The organism is Idiomarina sp. Sol25, from assembly GCF_033052775.1.
Classification (GTDB): domain Bacteria; phylum Pseudomonadota; class Gammaproteobacteria; order Enterobacterales; family Alteromonadaceae; genus Idiomarina.
Genome location: NZ_JAUPEW010000002.1, coordinates 231,145 through 257,189, shown reverse-complemented (window position 1 = coordinate 257,189; position 26,045 = coordinate 231,145). Strand labels below are relative to the sequence as shown.

The 26,045-nt window shown below is 47.9% G+C and carries 27 protein-coding genes; 16 read left to right on the top strand and 11 right to left on the bottom strand.

Translation table 11 applies throughout. The annotated features are described in order from the left end of the window. Window positions 1-14: 14 nt before the first annotated feature. The 12 genes from Q5L94_RS05375 (at window position 15) to Q5L94_RS05320 (ending at window position 10,241) form a co-directional block, all read left to right on the top strand. The gene (locus tag Q5L94_RS05375; protein ID WP_317497416.1) at window positions 15-1,526 is read left to right on the top strand and encodes a sigma-54-dependent transcriptional regulator; all 1,512 of its coding nucleotides are present in this window, start codon (window positions 15-17) and stop codon (window positions 1,524-1,526) included. A gap of 138 nt (window positions 1,527-1,664) precedes the next feature. After that, entirely contained in the window at window positions 1,665-2,000 is a 336-nt protein-coding gene (yajC, locus tag Q5L94_RS05370; protein WP_253619051.1) for a preprotein translocase subunit YajC, read from the top strand. Between the two features lie 28 nt (window positions 2,001-2,028). Then, window positions 2,029-3,873, top strand: a complete 1,845-nt coding sequence (gene secD / locus Q5L94_RS05365; RefSeq protein WP_317497415.1) for a protein translocase subunit SecD — start codon at window positions 2,029-2,031, stop codon at window positions 3,871-3,873. An 8-nt stretch (window positions 3,874-3,881) separates the two neighbouring features. Continuing rightward, window positions 3,882-4,829 (top strand): protein translocase subunit SecF, encoded by a 948-nt coding sequence (secF, locus tag Q5L94_RS05360; protein ID WP_317497414.1) that lies wholly within the window; start codon window positions 3,882-3,884, stop codon window positions 4,827-4,829. Between the two features lie 33 nt (window positions 4,830-4,862). Further along, window positions 4,863-5,639: a peroxide stress protein YaaA gene (yaaA, locus tag Q5L94_RS05355; protein WP_317497525.1), complete on the top strand. Its 777-nt coding sequence runs from the start codon at window positions 4,863-4,865 to the stop codon at window positions 5,637-5,639. A gap of 11 nt (window positions 5,640-5,650) precedes the next feature. Then, the gene (locus Q5L94_RS05350) at window positions 5,651-6,535 is read left to right on the top strand and encodes a DUF3014 domain-containing protein (protein WP_317497413.1); all 885 of its coding nucleotides are present in this window, start codon (window positions 5,651-5,653) and stop codon (window positions 6,533-6,535) included. A 4-nt stretch (window positions 6,536-6,539) separates the two neighbouring features. Next, window positions 6,540-7,142 (top strand): 1-acyl-sn-glycerol-3-phosphate acyltransferase, encoded by a 603-nt coding sequence (locus Q5L94_RS05345; RefSeq protein WP_317497412.1) that lies wholly within the window; start codon window positions 6,540-6,542, stop codon window positions 7,140-7,142. 2 nt (window positions 7,143-7,144) lie between these two features. Continuing rightward, entirely contained in the window at window positions 7,145-7,786 is a 642-nt protein-coding gene (locus Q5L94_RS05340; RefSeq protein WP_317497524.1) for a GNAT family N-acetyltransferase, read from the top strand. Between the two features lie 55 nt (window positions 7,787-7,841). Further along, window positions 7,842-8,306, top strand: coding sequence for a 6,7-dimethyl-8-ribityllumazine synthase (ribE, locus tag Q5L94_RS05335; RefSeq protein WP_317497411.1), 465 nt, complete (start codon window positions 7,842-7,844; stop codon window positions 8,304-8,306). A 10-nt stretch (window positions 8,307-8,316) separates the two neighbouring features. Then, window positions 8,317-8,736, top strand: a complete 420-nt coding sequence (gene nusB, locus Q5L94_RS05330; RefSeq protein WP_317497410.1) for a transcription antitermination factor NusB — start codon at window positions 8,317-8,319, stop codon at window positions 8,734-8,736. 3 nt (window positions 8,737-8,739) lie between these two features. Then, window positions 8,740-9,735 (top strand): thiamine-phosphate kinase, encoded by a 996-nt coding sequence (gene thiL / locus Q5L94_RS05325; protein WP_317497409.1) that lies wholly within the window; start codon window positions 8,740-8,742, stop codon window positions 9,733-9,735. A 23-nt stretch (window positions 9,736-9,758) separates the two neighbouring features. After that, window positions 9,759-10,241 (top strand): phosphatidylglycerophosphatase A, encoded by a 483-nt coding sequence (locus Q5L94_RS05320; RefSeq protein WP_317497408.1) that lies wholly within the window; start codon window positions 9,759-9,761, stop codon window positions 10,239-10,241. A 23-nt stretch (window positions 10,242-10,264) separates the two neighbouring features. On the opposite strand, the gene dxs is transcribed toward Q5L94_RS05320, so the two are convergent. From dxs to Q5L94_RS05305, 3 genes are read right to left on the bottom strand one after another with little or no spacing between them, the layout of a single operon-like run. Further along, window positions 10,265-12,121 (bottom strand): 1-deoxy-D-xylulose-5-phosphate synthase, encoded by a 1,857-nt coding sequence (gene dxs, locus Q5L94_RS05315; protein WP_317497407.1) that lies wholly within the window; start codon window positions 12,119-12,121, stop codon window positions 10,265-10,267. 4 nt (window positions 12,122-12,125) lie between these two features. Then, a complete protein-coding gene (locus Q5L94_RS05310; RefSeq protein WP_317497406.1) occupies window positions 12,126-13,013 on the bottom strand; it encodes a farnesyl diphosphate synthase in 888 nt (295 codons plus the stop codon). After that, complete coding sequence (locus Q5L94_RS05305; RefSeq protein WP_317497405.1) at window positions 13,010-13,246, bottom strand: exodeoxyribonuclease VII small subunit; 237 nt, start codon at window positions 13,244-13,246, stop codon at window positions 13,010-13,012. The genes Q5L94_RS05310 and Q5L94_RS05305 overlap by 4 nt, the downstream gene beginning before the upstream one ends. Window positions 13,247-13,447: 201 nt before the next feature. Here Q5L94_RS05305 and pomA point away from each other — a divergent pair, with 201 nt between their 5' ends. The 4 genes from pomA to Q5L94_RS05285 all read left to right on the top strand — a co-directional run bounded on the left by pomA (window position 13,448) and on the right by Q5L94_RS05285 (window position 17,025). Beyond that, the gene (gene pomA / locus Q5L94_RS05300) at window positions 13,448-14,215 is read left to right on the top strand and encodes a flagellar motor protein PomA (protein ID WP_317497404.1); all 768 of its coding nucleotides are present in this window, start codon (window positions 13,448-13,450) and stop codon (window positions 14,213-14,215) included. A 2-nt stretch (window positions 14,216-14,217) separates the two neighbouring features. Further along, window positions 14,218-15,156: a flagellar motor protein MotB gene (locus tag Q5L94_RS05295; protein ID WP_317497403.1), complete on the top strand. Its 939-nt coding sequence runs from the start codon at window positions 14,218-14,220 to the stop codon at window positions 15,154-15,156. A 66-nt stretch (window positions 15,157-15,222) separates the two neighbouring features. Beyond that, complete coding sequence (gene thiI / locus Q5L94_RS05290; RefSeq protein WP_317497402.1) at window positions 15,223-16,674, top strand: tRNA uracil 4-sulfurtransferase ThiI; 1,452 nt, start codon at window positions 15,223-15,225, stop codon at window positions 16,672-16,674. Window positions 16,675-16,692: 18 nt separating this feature from the next. Continuing rightward, window positions 16,693-17,025: a VanZ family protein gene (locus Q5L94_RS05285; RefSeq protein ID WP_317497401.1), complete on the top strand. Its 333-nt coding sequence runs from the start codon at window positions 16,693-16,695 to the stop codon at window positions 17,023-17,025. Here the strand turns inward: Q5L94_RS05285 and srmB are convergent. From srmB to Q5L94_RS05245, 8 genes are all read right to left on the bottom strand, one after another. Next, the gene (srmB, locus tag Q5L94_RS05280) at window positions 17,022-18,251 is read right to left on the bottom strand and encodes an ATP-dependent RNA helicase SrmB (protein ID WP_317497400.1); all 1,230 of its coding nucleotides are present in this window, start codon (window positions 18,249-18,251) and stop codon (window positions 17,022-17,024) included. The genes Q5L94_RS05285 and srmB overlap by 4 nt on opposite strands. Before the next feature lie 34 nt (window positions 18,252-18,285). Continuing rightward, window positions 18,286-19,134, bottom strand: a complete 849-nt coding sequence (locus Q5L94_RS05275) for a universal stress protein (RefSeq protein WP_317497399.1) — start codon at window positions 19,132-19,134, stop codon at window positions 18,286-18,288. A gap of 17 nt (window positions 19,135-19,151) precedes the next feature. Beyond that, a complete protein-coding gene (locus tag Q5L94_RS05270; RefSeq protein ID WP_317497398.1) occupies window positions 19,152-20,642 on the bottom strand; it encodes a SulP family inorganic anion transporter in 1,491 nt (496 codons plus the stop codon). A 210-nt stretch (window positions 20,643-20,852) separates the two neighbouring features. Continuing rightward, entirely contained in the window at window positions 20,853-21,530 is a 678-nt protein-coding gene (locus Q5L94_RS05265; protein ID WP_317497397.1) for an NAD(P)H-dependent oxidoreductase, read from the bottom strand. Further along, on the bottom strand, window positions 21,527-22,747 hold the full coding sequence (arsJ, locus tag Q5L94_RS05260; protein WP_317497396.1) for an organoarsenical effux MFS transporter ArsJ: 1,221 nt from the start codon (window positions 22,745-22,747) through the stop codon (window positions 21,527-21,529). The genes Q5L94_RS05265 and arsJ overlap by 4 nt, the downstream gene beginning before the upstream one ends. Next, window positions 22,747-23,742 (bottom strand): ArsJ-associated glyceraldehyde-3-phosphate dehydrogenase, encoded by a 996-nt coding sequence (locus Q5L94_RS05255; protein WP_317497395.1) that lies wholly within the window; start codon window positions 23,740-23,742, stop codon window positions 22,747-22,749. Before Q5L94_RS05255 ends, arsJ begins: the two co-directional genes overlap by 1 nt. Before the next feature lie 246 nt (window positions 23,743-23,988). Continuing rightward, a complete protein-coding gene (arsB, locus tag Q5L94_RS05250; RefSeq protein WP_317497394.1) occupies window positions 23,989-25,017 on the bottom strand; it encodes an ACR3 family arsenite efflux transporter in 1,029 nt (342 codons plus the stop codon). Next, entirely contained in the window at window positions 25,004-25,735 is a 732-nt protein-coding gene (locus tag Q5L94_RS05245; protein ID WP_317497393.1) for a metalloregulator ArsR/SmtB family transcription factor, read from the bottom strand. Before Q5L94_RS05245 ends, arsB begins: the two co-directional genes overlap by 14 nt. Window positions 25,736-26,045: the final 310 nt, after the last annotated feature.

The window sequence follows — 26,045 nt, the reverse complement described above, 5'->3', positions numbered from 1 at the left end:
AAGGAACAGCGAGAATGAGTGCAACCGAGTACACGACAAAACATGCAGTTGATGATCTCGTTAGTAGCTACCAACGAGTTCCCATGTTAGTGATCGCAGCGCATCCTGACCGGTCGCGGATAGGTGAACGCGCAGCGTTAATAGATTTACACAGTGAAGGGAGTGACTACCTAAGTAGGGTAAAGCCTGAATTTGCCAAAAATGGTAATGCTGGCAGAGCATTACTTGATGAATTTATCAGCCGCTCGCCAATCATTTTTCAGCGCGAGTCGGGTGGTCGTATTAAGCTAAAAGCGCATAGCACAAAAACAACGGTCACCATTGCCGGGCGTGGTGTTCAGGACGAATATATTCTGAAAGAAAGTGACCTCGATAACGGTGTCGTTATTGGTCTAAACCACCGTATTGTTTTACTTTTAAAATTATTGCCACTGCAAGATTCCTCGGTAGATGACAACGATGTGCTGTTTGGTATTAGCTCTGATATTCGAGCCATTCGGGATCGCGTTTCTCAACTGGCCGGTATGGACCTGCCGGTTATGATTAGAGGTGCTGCCGGAGTGGGTAAGCAACAGGCCGCCTTTGCAATTCATCAGGCCAGCGAACGTCGGGAGCAGCCTTTTATTAGTGTAAACTTGGCTGCAATACACGATGCAGTTGCAGAAGCTGAATTGTTTGGTAGTTATCGTGGCGGTAGCCGACAACCTGGCTATTTTGAGCAAGCTGGCGACGGTACTATTGTACTGGAAGACATCGAGGATGCCTCGCCGAGTTTACACCGTTTGCTTTATACTGTTCTGCAAAGCAAATCTGTTGTACCGGTTGGTGCAGAAGAAACGCAGCCAATTACATGCCGTATTATGCTGACCAGTCATCAGGACTCTGGCGGCTTTGAAGAGAACTCAACGCTGTCCATGTTAATTGAAAAGCTTTCGGCTTATCAGTTATTCATCCCGCCATTAACCGAGCGTCGTGAAGATATCGGTTTGTTATTCGATTATTTTGTACGTGAGCAGTGGCGTAAGCTTTACGCTGACCGCTCTCATGATGTCAAGATTCCCGGTGAATTGATGAGCCAGCTGCTGACCTTCCATTGGCCTGGTAATGTGCGCCAGTTGCGAAATGTAGCGCGTCAGGTCGTTATTGATAGCCGCGAGCAAGAGCAATTGCACCTCGACCCGCAGCTTTTATCTATGCTTAAGCCGAGCAACTCCGGCCATTGGGAAGATGAAACCAGTGTTCATCGCAAACCCAACAGCGTTAGTCGAGATGAGCTACTGGAAACATTGCGCAACTGCCGGTTTGAGCTGCAGGCAACCGCTAAAACTTTGGGTATCTCCCGGGCATCGGTATATCAGCTTATTCAGCGTTTTGAAGGGGTTCACACAGCGCAGGATTTATCCGAAGAAGAGATTAAAAAAAGTTATGAGCAGAACCGTTCTGACACCGAAAAAATGATGTGGGATTTGCAGGTGTCTCAAATAGGTTTACGGCGCAGGCTTAAAAGTTTGGGATATGATATTTGATAATACTGAGCGGCGTTAAACTTTCTGGTAGTATAGCCGCCTTAGAAAAATTGAATTGCATTCTGGAGTAACTGTCCCCATATCGTGAGATGGTTATCCAAAATTTAATAATAAATTTAAATTAACTGAGGGAATTTTATGGACTTTTTTATTAGCTCAGCATACGCGCAAGAGGCCGGCGGCCAGAGCAGTGGCGGTATGGAACTGATTTTCATGCTGGTCATGTTTGCGTTAATTTTTTACTTCATGATTTATCGTCCACAAGCAAAACGTGTCAAGCAGCATAAAGAGCTGATGGGGGCTTTGAGCAAGGGCGACGAAGTGCTGACTCAAGGTGGTTTGGTCGGTAAAATCACTAAAGTAAGCGAAGATAAAGATTTTCTCGTTATCGCTTTGACTGACGAGCTTGAAGTAACCATTCAGAAAGGTTCTGTGACTTCCGTTCTTCCGAAAGGAACAATGAAGTCTCTCTAATCTCTGACATTAGAAACAGGGGCACGACGTGTTAAATAAATACCCGTTGTGGAAAAATCTGCTGGTTATTTTTGTTGTATTGATGGCAGCGCTTTATGCGCTGCCAAACATTTACGGTGAAGATCCAGCAGTTCAAATTTCCGCAAATCGAAATGCGACCATCGATACCAGCACCATGGATCGCGTAAAGAGCAGTCTGGAAAGCGTTGGGATACAAGCTAAAAGTATTGCTTTAGAAGAAGAGCAACTCTTAGTTCGACTAACCTCCGATGATGAGCAGTTAAAAGCCCGGGAGAGCATCCTGGAGAGTTTAGGTGATGATTATATTGTCGCTTTGAACCTTGCTCCTGCAACTCCTGAGTGGTTGAAGAGCATTGGTGCGCAACCAATGAAATTAGGGCTGGACTTACGTGGCGGTGTGCATTTCTTAATGGAAATCGACATGGACGAAGCCGTCCGCAAAATAGTCGATGGCATGAAGGACACGATTCGTGCCGAACTGCGTGAGGAGCGTATTCGTTACAGCGCTGTACGCGTTAATGATACGACGGTTGAAATTGAACTTCGTAATGAAGAAGCTTACGCGGAAGCTGCTGAGTATCTGGATGGTCGTTATCAGGGGTATACGCTGCTGGAAGACGATGAAAACCAACTGCTGCAACTACAGATGAGCGAGCAGAAGCTTGCAGAAACGCGTGACTACGCAGTATCTCAGAATATTACCATTATGCGTAACCGGGTTAACGAGCTAGGTGTTGCCGAGCCGCTTATTCAGCGTCAGGGTTCAAATCGCATTGTGGTAGAGCTGCCGGGGGTACAGGATACAGCACGGGCGAAAGAGATTTTAGGAGCTACAGCAACGCTGGAGTTCCGTATGGTTGACTCCGAGAATGATGTGCGTGACGCCCAGAACGGTCGGGTACCTTTCGGTAGCGAGTTAATGCCAATGCGCGACGGTCCGACTCAATTGCTGAAAGAAGACGTTATTCTGACTGGTGACCATATTGTTAACGCAGGCGTTGGTTACGACGAGTACAACCGTCCGCAGGTTAATATTACCCTGGATGGCGCCGGTGGTAATAAAATGTCTATGGCAACTAAAGACAATGTTGGTCAGCCTATGGCAACCGTCTTTATTGAATATAAAGCCACAGACGAGCGCGACGCAGAAGGTAACTTGCAGTTCACCAAGAACGCGGAAGTTATTAATGTGGCAACAATCCAGTCTCGCTTAGGTAGCAATTTCCGTATTACCGGAGTGGGCGCTAACGAAGCTCAGAATCTGGCGCTGTTACTTCGCGCCGGTGCACTTATCGCACCTATTCAAATTGTCGAAGAGCGCACTGTAGGTCCAAGCTTAGGTCAGCAGAACATTGATTCTGGTACCCAGGCTATTTTCTGGGGCTTTGTATTAGTTCTGGCCTTTATGGTGCTTTACTACAAAAAGTTTGGCTTAGTTGCAAACTGCGCTTTGGCAGCAAACCTGATTCTTATTATCGGTGTTATGTCGATGATTCCGGGAGCAACACTGACCTTACCGGGTATGGCAGGTATTGTACTGACGGTTGGTATGGCAGTCGATGCTAACGTACTGATTTTTGAGCGTATACGCGAAGAAATAAAAGCAAAACGAAGCCCTCAACAGGCAATTCATCACGGTTATGACAGTGCCTTGTCGACCATTGCCGATGCGAACGTAACCACGCTGATTGCAGCGCTTATCTTGTTCGCTATTGGTAACGGGCCTATTAAAGGCTTTGCCATCACTCTTGCTATCGGAATTATCACGTCCATGTTTACTGCGATAGTTGGAACCCGTGCCATTGTTAACTCAGTTTGGGGCGGCAAAAAGCTGTCTAAGCTGTCTATTTAGGGGGAGCCATGCAAGAGATAATTAAAACCGATGAACGACTTCCCTTCATGCGCTTCCGCGGAATTATGGGCATTATCAGTGCATTACTGGTGGTGGCATCCATTGTTTCGTTGTCAGTGAATAAGCTCAATTTAGGGTTGGATTTTACTGGCGGAACCTTGCTTGAAGTTGGATTTGAAAGTGCAGCTGATTTAAGTCGTGTCCGTGGTGCATTAGATGAAAGTGATTTCGGTGACGCTGTAGTGCAGAACTACGGGTCGCAGGAAGACATACTGATTCGCCTGGAACCTCGTGAAGGGGTTAAAGCTGAGCAATTGGGTACTACAATACTCGAGTCGTTGCGTGCCGAGTTTGATCAGACCGTTGAAATGCGTCGTATAGAATTTGTTGGCCCAAATGTGGGTGACGAATTTATCGAGCAGGGCGGGCTGGCGATGCTAACCGCTCTTATTTGTATTTTGCTCTACATTGCGATGCGTTTTGAGTGGCGTTTAGCCGTGGGGGCTGTAGCAGCACTAGCGCACGATGTCACTTTAACCTTAGGGTTATTCTCCATATTGCAGTTAGAGTTTGACCTAACGGTTTTAGCGGCTTTGCTGGCGGTTATCGGTTACTCAATTAACGATACGGTGGTGGTTTGTGACCGTATTCGGGAAACCTTCCGTAAGTTTGCTAAATTGACGCCAATTCAAACCGTCAATCGGGCACTAACCGACACATTAAGCCGTACAATAGTGACCTCGTTGACAACGATACTGGTGTTATTGACCTTATTCTTCCTGGGTGGACCATTAATTCATGGTTTTGCTACGGCGCTGTTATTTGGTGTGGTTATTGGTACCTATTCATCCATTTATATCGCCAGTACCGTCGCACTGAAATTTGGTGTGAGTCGTGAAGACTTAATGCCACCAGAAGTGGAAAAAGAAGGCGCGGATCAAGATCCGCTGAACTAGTCTTACGGTATAATTTGAATGGAGCGCATAGACATGTTGGCCGTTGTTTCACCTGCTAAAAACCTGGATTACGAAAGTGACTTGCCGGAACTGAATGCTACTCAGCCACGTTTGCTGGATAACGCTGAGGAACTGGTTGAGGTTTGTCGGCAATTAAGCCCGCAACAACTGGGGTCGCTAATGAAAATTAGCGACAAGCTAGCGGGCTTGAATGCTGCTCGCTTTCAGGAGTGGCAACGGCCTTTTAATGAAGATAATGCACGTCCGGCCATGTTTGCATTTAATGGTGACGTCTATACTGGTTTAGGTGCTGCCAGCCTGAATTCAGAGGCCATTGATACGGCACAAAAGCAGTTGCGGATTTTGTCTGGTCTTTATGGTGTTTTACGTCCTCTGGACTTGATGCAGCCGTACCGACTGGAAATGGGGACCAAGCTGGATAACCCTAAAGGCAAAAACCTGTATGAATACTGGGGCGATACCATTACGCAGATGCTAAATGATGACTTAGCTGAGCTGGGTAGTTCAACTTTAGTGAATTTAGCTTCCAATGAGTATTTCTCGGCGGTCAAGCCAAAAGAGCTTAATGCGGACGTGATTACTCCCGTGTTTAAGGATGAAAAAAATGGTCAATATAAGGTCATTAGTTTTTATGCCAAGAAGGCAAGGGGGCTAATGGCGCGATTTATCCTGAACCAAAAGCCAAAATCCGTGTCTGATTTAAAAGAATTTGATGCAAATGGCTATAGTTTTAATGAAGCTATGTCCAGCGATAAACAATTGGTTTTTTGTCGTGCTGAGCAAAAATAAAGGAGCGCACAATGAGTGACGACCAGGTTGAAACATCAACGGCAACAGAAGAAGCAAGTCGCAAAACGACTTGGGTTGTTGTTACGCTTATTGTGTTAGCGGTTATCGCTGCCATAGTATGGTGGTGGCTGCCGGCTTCTGAAGACAAGAAGCAACAAACCGAAACGGTAGAGGTTGATCAACAACAATCAACCGAAGTTCAGGTTGAGGATTATGAAGAAGCGTCTGAAGAACCTGAGCCTGAAGTTGAGCCAGAACCGGTTCCAACCGAACCAGAGTCTGAACCGGAACAAGAGCAGGCTGAACCTGAGCCAGAACCTATTGCTTTACCGGAGCTGGACAACAGCACACCGACGGTGCTTCAGAATCTAGATTCAACCGACGTCAACATTCGTCCATTAAAAAGCTCTCAGATTATTCGCGACGCAGTTGTGCTGATGGATAACATCAGTAATGGCAGCGTTGTTCGTGAACGCACGATTGTTCAGCGCCCCGACGGTCGCTTTAGTGTGTTGGAGGTTGATGGTGAGCTCTATATTGACGAAAACAGCTATCGTCGATACGACACTCTAGTGGACTGGTTTGTGAGCCTGCAACCTGATGCGCTGGCGGAAAATTATGACTTGTTTAAGCCATTAGTACAGGAAGCTTACGCCGAAATTGGCTATCCGGAGTCAGATTTTGATGACACCTTATTGGAAGCCATTAATGTCATGCTTGAAACGCCGGTGCCAGAAGGGCTGGTACAGGTAAAAGATGACAGCGTTATGTATACTTTCGCTAACGATTCTTATGAGTCCTTACCCGCAGCGCAAAAGCAATTACTGCGCATGGGACCTGAAAATATTCAGCGAGTGAAAGAAAAGTTACGCGAAATAAGACAGGTACTAAAGTAATTTTATGACCGATAAACAAGTAATCCCGGAATTCGTTAAAGGCGAATTCCCTGTTACCCAGAACCGCTTTTTACGTTGGGTGGGTCGCTTTGGCTTACGCGTATTGGGCGGTTGGAAAATTAATGGCGAAATGCCTCACGTAAGAAAGGCGATTCTTCCGGTTGCGCCGCACACATCTAACTGGGACTTTCCGGTTGGGGCCTGCGTCATGTTGGCTATGGGCTTAAAGCTTAACTACTTGGCAAAGAGCAGTTTGTTCCGCTTTCCACTGAAAGGTTTGTTAACCAAACTGGGTGGGCTTCCTATAGACAGAAGCAGTGCGAATGGTGTTGTAGGTAATATGGTGAGAGAGTTTCGCGAAAAAAATGAACTGATTTTAGTGATAACTCCGGAAGGCACAAGAAAGCGCGTAAAAGAGTGGAAAAAAGGCTTTTTGCACATGGCACAACAAGCTCGTGTCCCAGTTGTTCCTATTGCTTTTGATTATGCGCGCAAAGCCATTGATATAGGCCCAGCACTAATGATTGGCGACGAACTGGAAAAAGAGCTTGCCAGGGTTAAATCGTATTTCGAGCATGCGCAGGGTAAGCATGGAGAAGCGTGTTGAAAATGCTGCTTCGCATTTTTCTGCTCATGTCGATACTGCCGCTATTTAATGCGGCAGCAGCGGCAGACTTCTGGCAAAAAGAATGGGCTGTTCCTGAATACGCTGAGGGTGACAGCTTAATTATCCGCCCCATTAAACGCTCCGACACTGCTCGTTTCTTCCACAGCTATATGACCTCGCAGAGGTGGCTTTATGAGCGCCTGGGCTGGTCCTGGCCGTCAGAAAAAAGTACATCTCAGCAAAACGAAACCATGGTGAATTACCATCTCGAGCAGGCAAAAGCGCAAACGGCATTTACGTATTTGGTGATTGATAAGGAAGATAAGTCGATTATTGGTGCCGTTTATATGGTACCGGTGGCTGCCAGTAGACAAGAAAAAAATGGCATTCCACTCACTGCGTATAACGCAGAAGTCAGTTGGTGGCTTTTAAAATCGGCTATTGACGACAACTTGCATAATGATTTTTTTGTGCTTTTAAAAGACTGGCTTGAAGCAAGTTGGCCCTGGCGCCAAGTGCTGTTTCCCGTATCAGAAAATAACGAAACAGCTTTGCAGCTGCTGGAAAGTAGTAGTGCCCGCTCGCTGGGTCGTGACTTAGATGCCGAAGAAAAGTATTTCTCCTACTCAATTTCACGCAAATAGCCCCACACTGTGCTATGATCGCGCGCAATTAACGAACGGTTAATAAGGAAAACTCATGCAGGTAATTGAAGGTGGAATAAACGCGGCTGGTAAAAAGTTTGCGATTATCGTTTCTCGCTTTAACCATTTTATGGTTGAAAGCTTATTAGACGGTGCTGTGCAGACATTAAAGCATTATGGTGAAGTAGCGGACGACGATATAACCGTTGTGCGTGTTCCCGGCGCTTATGAAATGCCGGTAACAGCGAAACGCTTGGCCAGATCTGGTAAATACGACGCAATTATTGCGGTCGGCGCGGTTATTCGCGGTGGTACGCCACACTTCGAGTTTGTTGCCGGTGAATGTAATAGTGGTTTAGGCCGGGTTGCGACCGAGTTTGATTTACCTGTTGCATTTGGCGTTATCACTACTGATACCCTGGAACAAGCCATTGAGCGCAGTGGTTCTAAAGCCGGAAATAAAGGCTCGGAAGCCGCATTAAGCGCGCTTGAAATGGTCAATGTACTGAAACAACTCTGAGATACTTCAAATGAAACCCGCAGCAAGAAGAAAGGCCCGTAAGTTGGCCGTGCAAGCAATTTACTCATGGCAATTATCGCAAAATAGCTTTAGCGATATTGAGGCTCAATTTTTAACAGAAAATGACACCAGCAAAGTGGACGTTGACTACTTTTTAGAGTTACTTCGTGGTGTTGGCGGGCATTGCCGGGCACTGGACGAAGCGCTGGGACCATTTTTAGACAGGCCGATTAAAGAGCTTGACCCGATTGAACTGGCTGTTCTTAGGTTGGCTGCTTATGAATTGCGCGAACGCGTTGATGTTCCTTATAAAGTGGCTATTAACGAAGCAATAGAATTGGCTAAATCTTTTGGTGCCGACGAAAGCCATCGTTTTGTCAACGGTGTACTCGATAAAGCTGTAGACACTCTCCGCCCAACCAGGCAGTAACTTATGCCCCGCGATGAATTTTCGCTCATTAATGAATACTTCACTCATCGCTCCGCAAAACGGGGCGATGTTGCTATGGGCATTGGAGATGACGGCGCTGTTGTCCGGCCAATGCCTGAGCATGACCTGGTCATTGTTACCGATACGTTGGTAGAAGGTGTGCATTTTGATATGACCACACCACCCCGTGCTATTGGTCATAAAAGTGTTGCTGTCAATTTAAGCGACCTGGCAGCTATGGGGGCGCAACCATGCTGGATTAATCTGGCCTTGACGCTTCCTAGTATGGATGAAGACTGGCTTCAGGAATTTAGTGGTGGCCTGGATGAAATTTGCGGTTATTACGACTGCCAGTTAATTGGGGGCGACACAACCAAAGGCCCGCTGACAATAACCATTACAGCTCATGGTCAGCTGCCCTCGGGTAGCGCGATACCGCGTTCCGGGGCAAAGGCGGGCGACTGGATTTACGTCAGCGGCTCTTTGGGTGATGCGGGCCTGGGCTTGCAGGTTACGCAGAATAAAGTGAGCGCGACCGGACGACATTTGCAGCAGGTAATAGAACGACTGCATTACCCCACTCCCAGGGTCGCTTTAGGACAAAGCCTGCGGGGCGTCGCAAGCTCCTGCATTGATGTTTCTGACGGTCTTCTGGCCGACTTAAGACATCTAATGAAAGAAGCCGGCACTCAGGCGCAACTGGAACTGGAAAAGCTGCCCCTGTCGCTGGCGTTAACCGAAACCCTTAAGGTGGATGACGCACTTGCTTTGGCTTTGACCGCCGGAGACGACTACGAGCTTTGCTTTACTTTACCCGAGGAACATCGGGGGCGTATGGAAACATTAACCACGCACCTTAAGACCCGGCCGGTGTGTATTGGTCGCGTAGCGAACGGTGAGCCCGGTGACATTCAGCTGCGCTATAATGGTGAAGACTGGTTGTTGGCTGAAGGTTATAGCAGCTTTAATCATTTTCCACAGAACGAAGCCACTAAATAAGACGCTAAAGGAGCCGCAAGCCCATGTCTCATGCGAAACTTTCATGGTGTAACCCCATACACTGGCTTGCGTTGGGCTTTGGCTCCGGTCTTGCTCCCAAAGCGCCGGGTACTTTTGGAACCCTGATTGGAATTCCGGCCGTTTTTTTATTAGCTTCACTTAACTGGTGGGAATATCTGCTGGCTCTTGTGGTAATGACCCTGGTCGGTATCTGGATATGCCAATACACCGCTAAGGCAATGGGTGAACATGATCATCCGTCTATTGTCTGGGATGAAATAGTCGGTTATGCCATCGCCATGTTTGCGTTACCGGTAGAGCCTCTTTGGTTGTTGGCAGCTTTCGTCTTATTTCGTATTTTTGATATCTTGAAACCCGGGCCTATAGGCTGGGCAGATAAAAAGCTAAGCGGCGGTAACGGTATTATGATGGATGACGTGCTGGCGGGGATTTTCTCGGCAGTAATACTGCATTTAGGCTGGTGGTTGTCAGGTCTGCTTGGCTAAAGCAAACCTGACCTTATCATACTTCAATTTTTCTTAGTAAAGTCATTCACCTGACGTTCAATACCTGCAGCATCCAGGCCCAGTTCGGCACGAACTTCACCTTGCGAACCGTGTTTAATAAATTCGTCCGGTAAGCCTATTGTTAACACTTTCGGGCTTGCTTCCTGACGGGCAATGTATTCGCTCACGGCACTGCCTGCACCGCCTGTTATGACGTTTTCCTCTACGGTTACCAGCACTGAATGGGTTGTCATTAACTGGTCCAGACAAGCAGTGTCCAGAGGTTTTACGAAACGCATATCAACGACGGTGGCATTAAATTTGGTTGCCGCGGCTTCTACCTCAGGCAGCAGGGTACCAAAATTAAGGAAAGCAATATTCTGTCCCTGAGTAAGGGTTTGAGCTTTTCCTATCTCAATAACTTTACCCTGACGAACCTCCAGGCCAACGCCGGCTCCACGAGGGTAACGAACCGCTGCCGGGCCTCTGTGCTGGTAGCCAGTGGTTAGCATGTCCAGACACTCTTGTTCATTACTGGGGGCCATGACTATCATATTGGGTATGCAGCGAAGGTAACTTAAGTCAAATGCGCCCTGGTGAGTGGGGCCGTCGGCACCGACAATGCCAGCACGGTCAATGGCAAAGAGCACATCAAGGTTTTGCAAAGCGACATCGTGAATGAGCTGATCGTAACCGCGCTGTAAAAAGGTGGAGTAAATGGCGACAACAGGCTTAAGTCCTGAAATAGCCAGACCCGCTGCGTAAGTCACACTGTGCTGCTCAGCAATAGCAACATCGAAGTACTGTTGTGGAAATTGCTGTGAAAACGTCACCATACCAGAGCCTTCACGCATGGCTGGTGTTATTGCCATGAGTGACTTGTCATTACGCGCGGTATCGCACAGCCATTGACCAAAAATTTCAGAATAGCTGGGAATGCCTGGTGCTTTCTGAGGCAGGCTAGACTCCGCAGGATCAAACTTTGGCACGCCATGGTAACCAATCGGATCTTTCTCCGCAGGTCGGTAACCTTTGCCTTTTTGCGTCACAATGTGCAGCAATTGCGGACCGCCTAAACTGCGCATGTTCGATAAGGTTTCAACCAGGGTATCGACATCATGACCGTCTATCGGACCGATGTAATTGAATCCCAGCTCTTCAAAAATGGTACCTGGTGCCATCATGCCCTTCATGTGCTCTTCGGCACGGCTGGCAAAATGGCGAATATGAGGGAGCGGGCTGAGTAATTTTTTGCTGCCTTCCCGCAATGAGGTATAAAAGCGACCTGACAATAAGCGGGCAAAATGATGGTTCAGAGCACCAACGTTTTCTGAAATAGACATGTCATTGTCGTTCAGTACGACCAGCATATCCGGTTTTATATCACCAGCATGATTCATGGCTTCAAATGCCATACCGGCGGTCATTGCACCGTCACCGATAATAGAGACAACTTTCTGTCGCAGGCTTTGTCTTTGTGCTGCAACCGCCATTCCTAAAGCTGCTGATATAGACGTACTTGAATGCCCGACTGAGAGGACATCGTATTCACTTTCTTCACGCCAGGGGAAAGGATGAAGCCCGTCTTTTTGACGAATAGAGTGCAACCGCTGTTTACGCCCGGTCAGAATTTTATGTGGGTAAGCCTGATGGCCAACGTCCCAAACCAGCTTATCCTCTGGTGTGTGATATACATAATGCAGGGCAACCGTGAGTTCTACGGTGCCTAAACCTGACGCCAGATGGCCGCTGCTTTGGCTCACTGAAGTTAATAAAAACTGTCTGATTTCTGCGCACAGTTCCGGCAATTGCGTCCGTGGTAAACGGCGCAGGTCAGCGGGGGAATTAATTTTATCAAGTAACGGATATTGTTGAGTCATTCAGTTAGTGGTCCCGCTTTAACAGCAAGTCGGAAAATTGTTCAAGTCTGTCTGTATTGTAAGGGATATCGCTTAACGACTGTAGTGCTTTATGATGTAAGTTTTGCAGGCGTTGCTGAGCACCTTCTATACCAAGCAAACGCACATAAGTTGACTTTTCAGACGCGGTATCTGACCCCTGAGGTTTCCCCAGAGCTTCAGTGTTACCTGTTACGTCGAGGATATCATCCTGTACTTGAAATGCCAGCCCCAGGTAATGAGCGAACTGCTCAAACTTTTCCCGCCATGGTTGTGAATTGTCATTGCCGCACAACACACCCATAGTGGCGGCGGCTGTTATCAATGCACCGGTTTTACTTAAATGCATTTGCTCCAGCGCACTTTCGGTAAGACGTTTTGCTGTTGCCTGTAAGTCGATTGCCTGACCTGCACACATTCCTCGGGCACCGCTGGCTTTAGCCAGTACCTGAACCAATTGCAGTTGCCGTTCACTGGGCAATTGTTCCATACGGCTTTCGGTTAAGACTTCAAAAGCCAGTGTCTGTAGCGCATCTCCGGCTAAAATGGCTGTCGCCTCGTCGTAAGCAATGTGGCAAGTTGGCTGACCACGGCGTAAGTCGTCATCGTCCATTGCTGGCAAATCGTCATGAATTAACGAATACGCGTGTATCAACTCAACTGCGGCAGCGGCTCGCAGAGCATCATTTTTATTGGCGCCACAAATGTCGGCAACGCTCATTAGCAGGTAGGGGCGAATACGTTTTCCGCCCATTAACACACCGTGCTGCATGGCCTGACTCAGACGCGAATTCAGGGTTAACTGCGCAAGCGTTTGCTTTAAGAAGGTATCGACTTGTTCTCGTGTTGCTGCTGTTAACGAGTTAATCGTCACATCAGTTCTCCATTGCTTTCATCATTTCCAGATTGCTGCTCGGCCAGTAAGGTTGTCACTTTTTGCTCGGCTTGCTGCAACTGCTGCTGGCTGGACCATGACAAGGCAATGGCTTGTTCGAATTTCTTCAGCGATTGTTCAAGCGGCAAGTCGCCTTGTTCCAGTTCATTAACCAGCTGTTCTAACTGATCCAGAGCTTGTTCAAAGGATTGCTGTTTCTGTTCGTCTGCCATAGCTGAGTCTGCCTTAAAATCTGTAATGAGCTGCATTGCTACTAGAATGAAAGTTAATTATCCGATAAAGAATCCGGAATGTCAGCCGATGATCTCATTATTCCTGTGTAAGATGAACAGATGTCGCTTGTAAGCGCGACGTGATTGTTTAAGAATGAGCACAACAGCGTAAATAAAACTCAAATCGGGGAGGAAGACTGAGTGGATATAGCAACGCTCTTAGGAATTATAGGGGCCATCGGCTTTGTCGTCGCCGCTATGGTTCTGGGTGGGGATATAGGGCTGTTTTTAGAGACTCAATCATTCTTTATCGTATTCGGTGGCTCATTATTTATAACCTTAGCAAACTTTTCTCTGAGTCAGTTTCTGGGCACAGGAAAGGTGGTCGTTAAAGCGTTTTTCTTTAAAATAGAACATCCACAAGAGCTTATCGATACTGCTGTTGAGATGGCCGACTCTGCGCGTAAAGGTGGTTTTTTGGCGCTTGAAGAAGCAGAAATTCCGAATAAATTTTTTCGTAAAGGCGTAGACATGCTGGTTGACGGCCACGATGCCGAAGTTGTCCGCCAAACTTTGTCGAAAGACATAAAAATGAGCTTTGCCCGCCATGAGGAAGGTGCTCGCGTCTTTAAGGTGCTTAGTGAAGTTTCACCGGCTATGGGTATGATTGGTACCCTGATTGGTCTGGTGGCTATGCTGTCTAATATGGATGACCCTAAAGCGATAGGGCCAGCGATGGCCGTTGCTTTGTTAACAACGCTTTATGGTGCCTTTTTAGCTAACGTTATTGCCATCCCTATTGCGAATAAACTGTTGTTGCGTGCTGAACAGGAAAAGTTGAACCGACAATTGATACTGGACGCCATTTTAGGTATTCAGGACGGTCAGAACCCTCGAGTCATTGAAGGTATTTTACGTAATTATTTAGCGGAATCTAAGCGTATTGGCAATGAGGATGAGGACGAGTAGTTATGGCCTCAGAGAAAGTCAGAGACGAAGAAGAAGAGGACTGCAACTGTCCGCCCCCGGGACTGCCTATGTGGATGGCAACCTTTGCCGATCTCATGACTTTGCTCATGTGCTTTTTCGTGCTTTTGCTGGCTTTCTCAGAAATGGACGTGCTGAAGTTTAAGCAAATAGCGGGTTCAATGAAATACGCTTTGGGTGTACAAAATAAAATAGAAGTCAAAGACATACCGAAAGGCACCAGTGTTATTGCCCAGGAGTTCCGGCCCGGGCGGCCGGAGCCAACGCCCATTGAAACTATCCAGCAGCAGACCGTGGAAATGACGCAGCAGATGCTTGAGTTCCAGGAAGGCGAGTCTGACTTTGCCGGTGGTCAGCAAACTGAGCGTGGCGGACAGGAGTCCGACAGCGCGGAAGACCAAAAAGAGGCCGAAGCGGAAAACACCGAGGCTATGACGCAAGTATCCGAGGAACTTATGCGTCGTATCGAGCGACAGCTTGAGAATGAGATTAAAGCCGGCACGATTGAGCTTGAGCAGCACGGGCAGCAAATTATTATTCGCATACGCGAACAGGGCTCATTCCCAGAGGGCTCGGCATTTTTACAGCCGCAGTTCCGGCCTATCATTCAGCAAGTTGCCGGGGCACTGAAAGATATTCCCGGTGAGGTGGCCATTTCGGGTCACAGCGACAACGAGCGCCTGGTATCTGAAATTTACTCGTCACGCTGGGACCTTTCCAGTAAGCGGGCGGTTGCGGTTGCAGAAGAAATGCTGAAAGTGGATGACTTTAACGAAGAGCGGCTGGTGGTGATGGGGTACGCCGACACAAAACCGCTGGTACCGAATAACTCGGAAGAGAACCGTAAGCGAAACCGTCGTGTTGAAATATCGGTCATGCAGGGTAAGGCGGCAGAATCAGACCCCGTTGATGTTATCGACTGAGCGCTGGTTTCTGCCGGGCAGGACACGTATAATTGCGCACTTTCCTAAAGACTTGACGATTTTGCTATGAAGTTTGTTGTTCGCCTGCACGCTGAAATTACCATAAAAAGCCGTTCTGTTCGTAAGCGTCACGGTAAAGTACTGACCAATAACCTGCGTAAAATTCTGGCTCCGGTCGACGACTCGATATACGTCAAATGGTTGTGGGATCGCATCGAAGTCTCAGCTCGTGGTGATGACGCGGCGGTGCGTAGTGAAATCAATGACATTTTACAAAGCACTCCCGGTATTTCCTGGTTTGCAGAAGTTATAGAGAGGCCACTAACCGATTTTGAGGCGATTGCCGAATTAGTTGGTGAACACTGGTTAAAGCGCTTACCGGGTAAAAGCTTTGCTGTGCGGGTTAAACGTAAAGGTCACCACGAGTTTAATTCACAGCAGTTAGAACGTTATGTGGGTGGCTATTTGCTGGAGCGAGCTCCGGATACTTCTGTAAAACTTTCTAATCCGGACCTGGACATTGCGCTGCAAATTACTAACCAGATTGTGCATTTGGTCGGTGAACGAATTAACGGCTTAGGTGGTTTTCCCATTCCTACTCAGGAAACCGTACTGTCATTGTTAAGTGGTGGTTTCGATTCCGGCGTTGCAACCTATGAGTTTATCCGGCGCGGTGCACGAACTCACTTTTGCTTCTTTAATTTAGGTGGTGACGCCCACGAGCTGGCGGTTCGCCAAATAGCCTATTACTTGTGGAAGCGTTACAGCTCCTCGCACCCCATTAAGTTTATCAGTGTTGATTTTGCCCCTATTGTTGACGACATTCTGACAAACGTGGATAACGGTCAGATGGGCGTGGTATTAAAACGGCAAATGCTGCGGGCTGCGGATAAAGTTGCTCGTTATGTCAAAGCGCAAGCGTTGGTCACTGGTGAAGCTATGGGGCAGGTGTCCAGCCAGACTCTGTCTAACCTGAGGGTAATTGATCAGGCTACGTCTGCTTTGGTTTTACGCCCGTTAATAACCAAAGACAAACAGGAAATTGTGGACGAAGCAAAGCGCATTGGCACCGAGCCATTGGCTAAATCCATTCCTGAATATTGCGGTGTTATTTCTAATAAGCCCACAGTTAAAGCCATTCCGGCGGTTATCGAAGCCGAAGAAGCGAAGCTTAACAAAGATTTACTGGAGCAGGTGGTTCAGGCGGCAAACGTACTGAGCATGCAGGATATAGCGACGCAAACAGACGCAGAACTGGCACTGCCGGATACCACAACGGAACTCAGTAGCCAGACAACCATCATAGATATTCGAAACGCGGAAGAAATTGAAGCAGCGCCTTTGTCAGTAACAGCCGAGGTTATTGAAATTCCATTTTTTAAGCTAGCCACTCAGTTTGCTGAACTGGATCAAAGCCGGGAATACTTGCTGTTCTGTGATCAAGGCATTATGAGTCGGATGCAAGCCTTGTTATTGCACGAAAGTGGTTATAACAACGTATCGGTTTATAAGCCCTAAATAAGAGAGAAGGAAACTATGCTGGCAAGAGCCCTTTTTTTAATTGTGTTATCGACAGCCACCTTTCTCTTTTTGTGGCAATTCCCAAGTGCCGGAGCTCAGAGCATTCCGCACCTGGATAAGCTGGTTCACTTTGGCATCTTCTTTTTTCTGGCACTGACCTTTCACAGAGCGTTTGCATTGTCAGTTAAACTGTCGCTACTGATTTTAGTTTGTTATGGCTTATTAATAGAAATAGCCCAGTCTTATGCGCCCGGGCGTAGTGCTGATGTTTACGATTGGTTAGCGGATGCCAGTGGGGTTGTTGCTTACTTTATTTTGCACCATTTATTAAGCAAGAAGCCGCGTTAACGCGACTTCTTCTTTTTATCCGTTTTCTTCTTCACTTTTTTCTTCGAGCGGGACTTTTCAGTCGACGGAAATTTATATTGAGGCTTTAATCCTTCAATTGTCCGCCTGTCGAGTTTGGCGTCCAGGTAACGCTCGACACGCCCCAGTAATAGAGCATCGTGCGCTTCTACCAGTGATATGGCCGTTCCTTTTTGTCCGCCACGGGCTGTGCGCCCAATACGGTGTAGATAAACGTCAGCCTGCTTAGGTAAGTCGTAGTTAACTACCAAAGTAATGTCGTCTACATCCAGTCCTCGCGCTGCAACATCAGTAGCTACTAAGGTAATGTCTGTCGTTTGCTTAAGCTCATTCATAATGCGCTGGCGATCGCTTTGTGGCATATCGCCCCGTAGCGTCACAATTTTACGGCCGGTACCAAACTGGCTGCGCAGAAAGTTTGCAATAAGCTCCACGCGCTCACGCGTTCTGACAAAGACAAACTGCCGGCCAGGGTGCGTTTGAAGCACACTCATTAACAGTTTGCGCTTATGTTCATCGGTATCCGCTAAATGAGCCCATTGAAGAATTTTACCGCGCTCACGTTTAGGTGGCTGCACATCAATGTATTCGGGCTCAGTTAATAACTCGCGGGAAAACTTAATAACGCCAGAACTGTTTAACGTTGCCGAAAGTAATAACGACTGCTGGCGATGACGTGCCTGCAATGCCATTTCTTTTACTGTTGCGGCAAACCCCATATCCAGCATGCGGTCGGCTTCATCAATAATGAGCCATTCAATGCCTTCCAGGTTGTATTGCTCGGCTTCGAGCAAATCCATAAGTCGCCCAGGAGTCGCTACCAGTATGTCGTGTGTCTTCTCTAATACCGACAGCTGCGAACCATAGTTGATGCCTCCGGTAACAACCACAGAGGTTAATCCGGTTTTGCCCTCAAACTGTTTTGCCTGCTCATGAATTTGTTCAGCCAGTTCGCGCGTTGGTGCCAGCACCAGTATACGAGCTGGTCCCGGTTGCTGACGCGGGAAATCCAGCAAATGTTGCAGTGCCGGCAGCAGGAAAGCCAAAGTTTTACCTGTTCCGGTTGGTGCGCTAATAAGAAGATCGCGACCATCCAGAGCGGCAGGAATACTTTGCTGTTGTACTTTTGCTGGTTTGTTCAGTTCGGCATCGCGAAGAACCGCTATTAAGCGGTCATCGAGGTCAAACTCTTCCCAGTCTGGCGTCATGTTATTTTCCTTGAAATCGTCTTGTCTGCTGCAATTAACGTAGCAGCAATAAAGCGGAGTTAGTTGTCTGTAGCAGGCTGGTTGTGGTGCTGCCTACTAAAAACTGACGAATACGTGAATGACCATAAGCTCCCATGACCAGAAGATCAATATTATGCTCTTCCTGGTACGCATGAAGTGCAGGCTCAACTTCGCCCGAGCGTATTTCAAACCGCGAGTCATGTCCCAGCTCTCGCAAGTGGTTAGAGGCCGCTTCGATGGATGCGCGGCTGTCGTTTGTATCAGCGCCGACCATAACCAAATGTAACGGAAGGCCTCTGAATATCGGGCTTTCCGCAAGCATGCGAATACCTTTACGGGAGGAATCACTGCCGTCGAATGCTAACATCACGTTTTTAGGCTCAGCAAATTCCTCAGGTGCGACCAGAATCGGTCTGTGCATGGTTCTTACAACGGTCTCAAGTTGGCTTCCGACACGGTTGGTACGGGTAGTTTCTTCGCCATGAAGACCCATAACAAGCAGTCTCATGGAATCCTCTATTTCTAACAAGGATTCCGCTAAGTCGCCGTGTCGCTGGCGTAAATTAACCTGTTCAACACCACTTTGGGCGGCGCGCAATTTTGCACTTTCCAACATGTGATGGCCTTGTTCTAAGGCCAACTTGCTGCGTTGCTGGTCAAGTTCTGCTAGCTGCGCAAGCAAAGCTTCCCGGCTGCCTAAGCCGATGTTCCCGGTCATATTGGTTTCGGTCGGGTAACGTGCTTCGTCCAGAACATGAAAAAGCGTCAAAGGCGTTTGTAAGCGTAAGGCCGCCCAACTGGCGTAATCACAAACAGATTGAGTTGACGCAGAACCATCAATACAAGCAACAACATGTTTCATTATTGAATCCTTTTCCATTAGTGTCCGCCCATCAGCTTATCAACAGCGTCGGGTTTATCATGCACGCCAAAGCGGTCAACGATGGTCGCGCTGGCTTCATTAAGCCCTATTACTTCCACTTCAGCACCTTCACGGCGGAATTTTACTACAGCACGGTCAAGAGCATCGACGGCGGTGATATCCCAGAAATGAGCCTGGCTGAGGTCGATGACAACCTGCTCAACCCCTTCTTTGAAATCAAATGCGCCAAGAAACTTTTCAGATGAACTGAAAAATACCTGACCAATGACCCGATAAGTGCGTTTTATGCCGTCAGAGTCAATCTCCGACTTAATGTACAGGTAATGTCCAATTTTGTTCGCAAAGAACATGGCAGCCAGCAGAACACCAACCAATACACCATAAGCCAGGTTATGCGTTGCGACAACGACCGCAACTGTTGCAACCATGACAATATTGGTGGACAGCGGATGTTTCTTTAAGTTCTTAATAGAACTCCAGCTGAAGGTACCAATAGAGACCATGATCATTACGGCAACCAGTGCCGCCATAGGAATTTGTACTAGCAGATTGTCCAGAACCAGAACCATAATTAGCAGGAAGATGCCGGCAACTAATGTAGACAACCGCGTACGCCCGCCCGATTTCACATTAATAATCGACTGACCAATCATGGCACAACCGGCCATACCGCCGAGTAAACCTGAACCTATATTAGCAATGCCCTGACCTTTACATTCGCGGTTTTTATCGCTGGGGGTATCGGTTAAGTCGTCAACGATAGTCGCCGTCATCATGGACTCAAGTAAACCCACTACGGCAAGCGCCGCCGAGTAAGGGAAGATAATGGCTAAGGTTTCGAAGTTTAATGGAACATCAGGCCATAGGAAAATAGGCAGGGTGTCCGGCAATTTACCCATATCACCAACGGTACGAATATCTAGTCCTAAAAGAACCGAGGTAATAGTCAGCGCAACAATACAAATAAGCGGCGACGGCAGGAATTTGCCAATCACCGGAATGTACGGGAAACCGTAAATAATGGCGAGGCCAACTATGGTCATGGCATACACATGCCAGGTGACGTTTGTCAGTTCAGGCAACTGCGCCATAAAAATAAGAATGGCCAGAGCATTTACGAAACCGGTGACCACCGAGCGCGAGACAAAGCGCATAAGCTCGTCCAGTTTAAGGTAGCCGGCAGCAATTTGCAGCAACCCGGTCAGTAAGGTGGCCGCCAACAAGTACTCAAGCCCATGCTCTTTGACCAGCGACGCCATAAGCAACGCCATGGCGGCGGTTGCGGCAGATATCATCCCCGGACGACCGCCGGTAAAGGCAATAACAACGGCAATACAGAAAGAGGCATACAGGCCCACTTTAGGGTCAACGCCGGCGATGATAGAGAATGCGATGGCTTCAGGAATAAGCGCTAGAGCAACGACAATACCTGAGAGCAAATCACCACGTATATTAGAAAACCAGTTCTGCTGGATAGACTTCAACATAGATAGATAACACCAAATTTTAATCGTAAATATAAAGCGGCCGGAATGGCCAGAAAAGCAGTGAACAGCCTACTGCGCACCTGTGACAGGAAAGTGACGGCTAGGGTGGCGTAATACGCGTCAGCACGTAGGTGGCTCCTTATAGTTTGAGGCTGGTCAAAAAAAGAGCGCGAATTTTAGCATAAAATGTGCCAACTACAACCGAAAAAATTATTTTCGGTTGCTGTCTGGTGCATTGCGTTGTGACGGGTCACTTTTAAATTCGCTGACCAGCTTGCGCGGGTTCAGCGCTTCGCGTTGCTTTTGTGCCGCCTCGGCCCACCAGAATAACTGATTCAGAGTGCGGCCGAAATATTGGATCCAGCGCTCAGTGTCTTCAACCTCCTGAGTGAATTTGCCGTTTTCCTCAAACACGGTTTGCGCTTTAGGCACGTGGATCATAGCGGATACCGGCAGGCAGCCTAATTCAGACAGGAAGGTGCGCATATTAACCGCCGCGCGAACGCCACCCCACTGACCAGCCGAGTAAGTCACAATGGCACTGGGTTTATAAGAGTACAAAGACGCACCGAAGTGGTTCAGTAAGTTTGCTAAGGCAGGACTCATGGAGTGGTTGTACTCAGGGCTGACCACCACGTAAGCATCGGCGGCTTCTATTTTTTTAGCCAGGGCGTCCAATTGCTCTGGAACGTCTTTTTCATGGTATGAAAAATGTGGCTTAAAAACATCGTCAAATGAGTAATCTAAAGGGTCAATAAGTTCGACCTCTGCGTTATCGAAGCTTTGCTCCAGGTAGTTAACACAGGCCTTTGCGACACGTTCGCCCAACCTGGCTGGTTTGGGTGGAGTGCTGTCACGTACCGTGCCTAAAAACACTAAATATTTCATTGTGGTTCCTCCTTAACTGAATCCCGCGCTGGTAAAAAACTAATAGCGGCGGTGGATAATAGCAATAACAGCGTTGATATCATTAGGCAAGCAACCAGCCCCCATTGCTGATACACCCAACCGGATAAAACGGTACCCAATAGACGCCCGGCGGCATTGGCCATGTAGTAAAAGCCAACATCTAAAGATACGCCGTCGGCGCGTGAGTAAGAGACAATAAGGTAACTGTGCAGCGACGAATTAATGGCAAACAGAATGCCGAACAGTCCTAAGCCAATAATAATGCTCTGGGTAACGGGTAAGCCCTGCCAAAGTGCCAGAGCAAGCGCTATAGGGCTAAGAGTCAGTAGCGCATTCCATACCACGGCCTGAGTTTTCGGTACATCATTGCCCGTTTTTGTGAATTTAGGCGCAATGCTTTGCACAAAACCGTAGCCAATAACCCACAAGGCCAAAAAGCTGCCGACTTGCCAGTGGTTCCAGTCCAGCTGGCTGGCTAAGAACACGGGTAAGGCAACCACAAACCAGACGTCGCGGGCACCAAAGAGTAAAAAGCGAGCGCCCGATAAAATATTGATAGGTCGGCTTTTCGATAAAATGTCCTTAAACTTAGGCTTGAACTTGGCCTTACCCGACTCTTTTTTCAGGAAAATTAAACTGGCTACCCAGACCAGGCTGAGCATAACCGCCATGGCGAGCACGGCACCCTGGAAGCCAATTAAGGTAAGCAACAAGCCACCAAGGAAAAAGCCAACGCCTTTTAAGGTGTTTTTTGAACCGGTTAGTATGGCGACCCACTTATATAGCTGGCCTTGTTTGTCGTCCGGCACCAGCAGTTTAATGGTGCTTTTGGCGCTCATTTTATTGAGGTCTTTGGCAATGCCAGACAACGCCTGTGCGGCCATCACCCAAATGACGGTGAGCATAGAACCCGGTACAAGCAGCATGGCAAGCGCCACAATCTGTATACCGAGCCCAATGTTCATGGTGCGATTGAGCCCCCAACGAGCCCCCAGCCAGCCACCAAATAAGTTGGTGACTATGCCGAAAAACTCGTAGAACAGGAACAACATAGCCACTTCAAGCGCACTGTAACCCAACTGGTGGAAGTGCAGCACCACCAGCATGCGCAGTGCGCCGTCGGTCAGGGTAAAAGCCCAGTAGTTACCCGTAACAATTAAGTATTGGCGTATAGCCGGCGACAGCTGACTCAGCATTAGCCGACCTTTTCGACCAGTTCAACCGCGCGGTTGGCATAACCCCATTCATTGTCGTACCAGGCATAAATTTTCACGTGCGTGCCGTTAATAACCTTGGTCGACAGCGCATCCACAATGCTGGAGCGAGGGTCGGTTTTGTAATCTATTGATACTAACGGTCGCTTTTCATAGCCAAGAATGTTTTTGAGTTCGCCTTCAGAAGCCTCTTTCATCCAGCCATTAATTTCTTCAACAGAAGTGGCTTTTTCCACCTCGAACACGCAGTCGGTTAATGACGCGTTTGCTAGAGGTACACGTACCGCGTGTCCGTCAATTTTGTCCTTAAGTTCCGGGAAAATCTCCACAATGGCGGTTGCCGAACCGGTGGATGTCGGAATAAGGCTCATGCCACAGGCGCGTGCGCGCCGTAAGTCTTTGTGTGGCGCGTCCAGAATGGTCTGCGTATTGGTTAAATCATGAATGGTGGTAATTGACGCATGCTTAATACCAATTTTGTCCTGCAGTACTTTGACCACAGGTGCCAGACAGTTGGTGGTGCAGGATGCAGCGGTGAGTATTTGATGCTTCTCAGGGTCGTAAAGGTGATCATTAACGCCCAAAACAATGTTCAGCGCGCCGGGCTCTTTGACCGGAGCTGAAACCACCACGCGCTTAACGCCCTGTGACAGGTAGTCGTTGAGCACTTTCACTGTTTTCATCTTGCCGGAGGCTTCCAGAACCACATCACAACCACTCCAGTCATTGTCAGCAATGGTTTTGTGTTGAGTGAAAGTTATGCGTTCATCACCAATTTGAATGGCGTTGTCCTGACCTTCGGCTTCATAACCCCAGCGACCATGTACCGAGTCAAAATTCAGTAAATGGGCAAAAGTAGCCGCATCAGCGCCCGGGTCATTCACCTGAGCAATTTCCAGATCAGGGTTTTCCCATGCTACGCGAAGCGCCAAACGACCAATACGACCCAAACCGTTAATTCCAACCTTAATAGTCATAAAAGACTCCTTTTGTGTATCTCTTACCTGCCTGCTATAGGGCTCGGGGGGAGTTTGCTGTCTTGTTTCGCTTAAGCATTGCGCCCCCTATGGCGGAGACGCTACAAGCTCATCCATGAGGGCTTGACGAAGGCCATCCTTGGCCTTCGACACTCCACCACAGGGGGCGCAACACTCATAACGCTTACAAGACAACAAACTCCCCCTCCAATATCTAAAGGGTTTTTGCGCTCATCACTCCACGCCTTAACTTGATGCAAACCAGTGTTTGGTTTTATTCGCGAACCAGACTAATGAGAGCATTACCGGTACTTCTACCAGCACACCAACAACCGTGGCTAACGCTGCACCGGACTGTAAACCAAAAAGGCTGATAGCAACGGCTACTGCTAACTCGAAAAAGTTTGAGGTACCAATTAAGCAGGCCGGAGCCGCAATGCGGTGGGGCAGCTTAATGAGTAACGCAATAATAAAGGTAATAGCAAAAACGCCGTACGTCTGTACCAATAATGGCGTAGCAATCATGGCGATATCCAGCGGACGGCTCAGCAAAACCTCGGCTTGAAAACCAAACAGCAACACCACAGTCAGAAGCAGACCCACAATTGACCAGGGCTTCATGTTCTGGTCAAAGTTCGCGAGTGCTTTATCACTGTCTGAATTTGAGCGTGTAATGTACTGACGCGTTATAAATCCGGCAATAAGCGGGGCAATAACATAGAGCCCCACACTTAATAGCAGGGTTTGCCAGGGCACAATAATATCGGTAACACCGAGTAACAAGGCGGCAATAGGCGCAAAGGCGAAAATCATAATAATATCGTTAACCGACACTTGTACCAGCGTGTAGTTAGCGTCGCCTTTGGTCAGCTGGCTCCAGATAAAAACCATGGCAGTACAGGGCGCAACACCTAATAAAATGACTCCGGCCAGGTATTCATTTGCAGTTTCGGGCTCAATAAAGTCGGCAAATATACCTTTGAAGAATAACCAGCCCACCAAGGCCATGGTAAAAGGTTTCACGAGCCAGTTAATGACAACCGTCAGAATTAAACCTTTGGGCTCTTTCGCTATTTGCGTGATAGCAGCAAAGTTCACCTGCACCATGACCGGGTAAATCATCAGCCAGATAAGTACTGCAATAATTAAGTTAACCTGAGCAAATTCAAAAGCTGAAAGCCATTCGAAAACGCTAGGGAAGAAGCTGCCCAGGGCGGTTCCGGCAATAATAGCTAAAGCTACCCAGGCAGAGAGAAAACGTTCAAACACACCCATTATCGATGTCCTTTATCAGTTGGGGATTATAGTCGGCGGTGGTGATAATGATTTTACGCATCCAGTCAGGCAGTGCCGGATTCAGCTGGTAGTAAACCCAGCGTTGGTCTTTGCGGTCAATCAATAGGCCGTATTCGCGTAGCTGTGCCAAATGGCGCGAAACCTTAGGCTGCGACATGGCGGTAGCATCAACAAACTCGCATACACACAGTTCTTGGTGTTTTGCTAACAGGCTTATCATGGTTAAACGTAGCGGGTCCGACATAATTTTGAAGAAATCTTCCGGTGCATTAAATAAATGCGGGTTGCCAATGTTTTTGCGCAAAATGAGCAAAAACATTTTGATACGCTCACTCAGTTCATGAGCGGTCTTCTTAAAGGCATTGGGCTTTTTACTGTTTACCGGATCGGGGAAGTTCCAGGCGATAAAGTGATTTTCTTTGTATTGTAGCTGGCATTCAGAGCGGGCGCGGTCACACAGGCTGATAGCGTAATCAAATTCATCAATGCTTAAATCTGAGATGGTCTTTGAGCATAACCCTTCGGTACTAATCCCAAGGGCTTGCAGCGCTTCAATAGCTTTAGGTTCAGGCTGGGTTGGTTCAGTGCCAGCACTGTAAACTTCCAGCTCATCATTACCAAACTGTCGCAAAATGGCTTCGGCCATTAAAGAGCGAGCCGAGTTGGCGGTACAGAGAAATAGAACCTTCATGGTCATGGGTATCACCATATATTCGATATTTCATATATATGGTAGATCGAATATGTAGAAGGTGCAACAGGATAGGGACTGAACCAAGAGCGCCATCCGTGGCGCTGCACACCTTCACCGTGGTCCACTGTAACCGTCGTACGCGCTCCTGTTTCAGTCCCTATCCTAATATCAATGCCAGGCTGGATCTCGCAGATGTAGATAGGGCAGGTTGCTCACTTTAAGCGTTATGAATGTTGAGCCCCTTGTGGCGGAGTGTCGAAGGCCAAGGATGGCCTTCGTCAAGCGTTCATGGATGAACTCGTAGCGTCTCCGT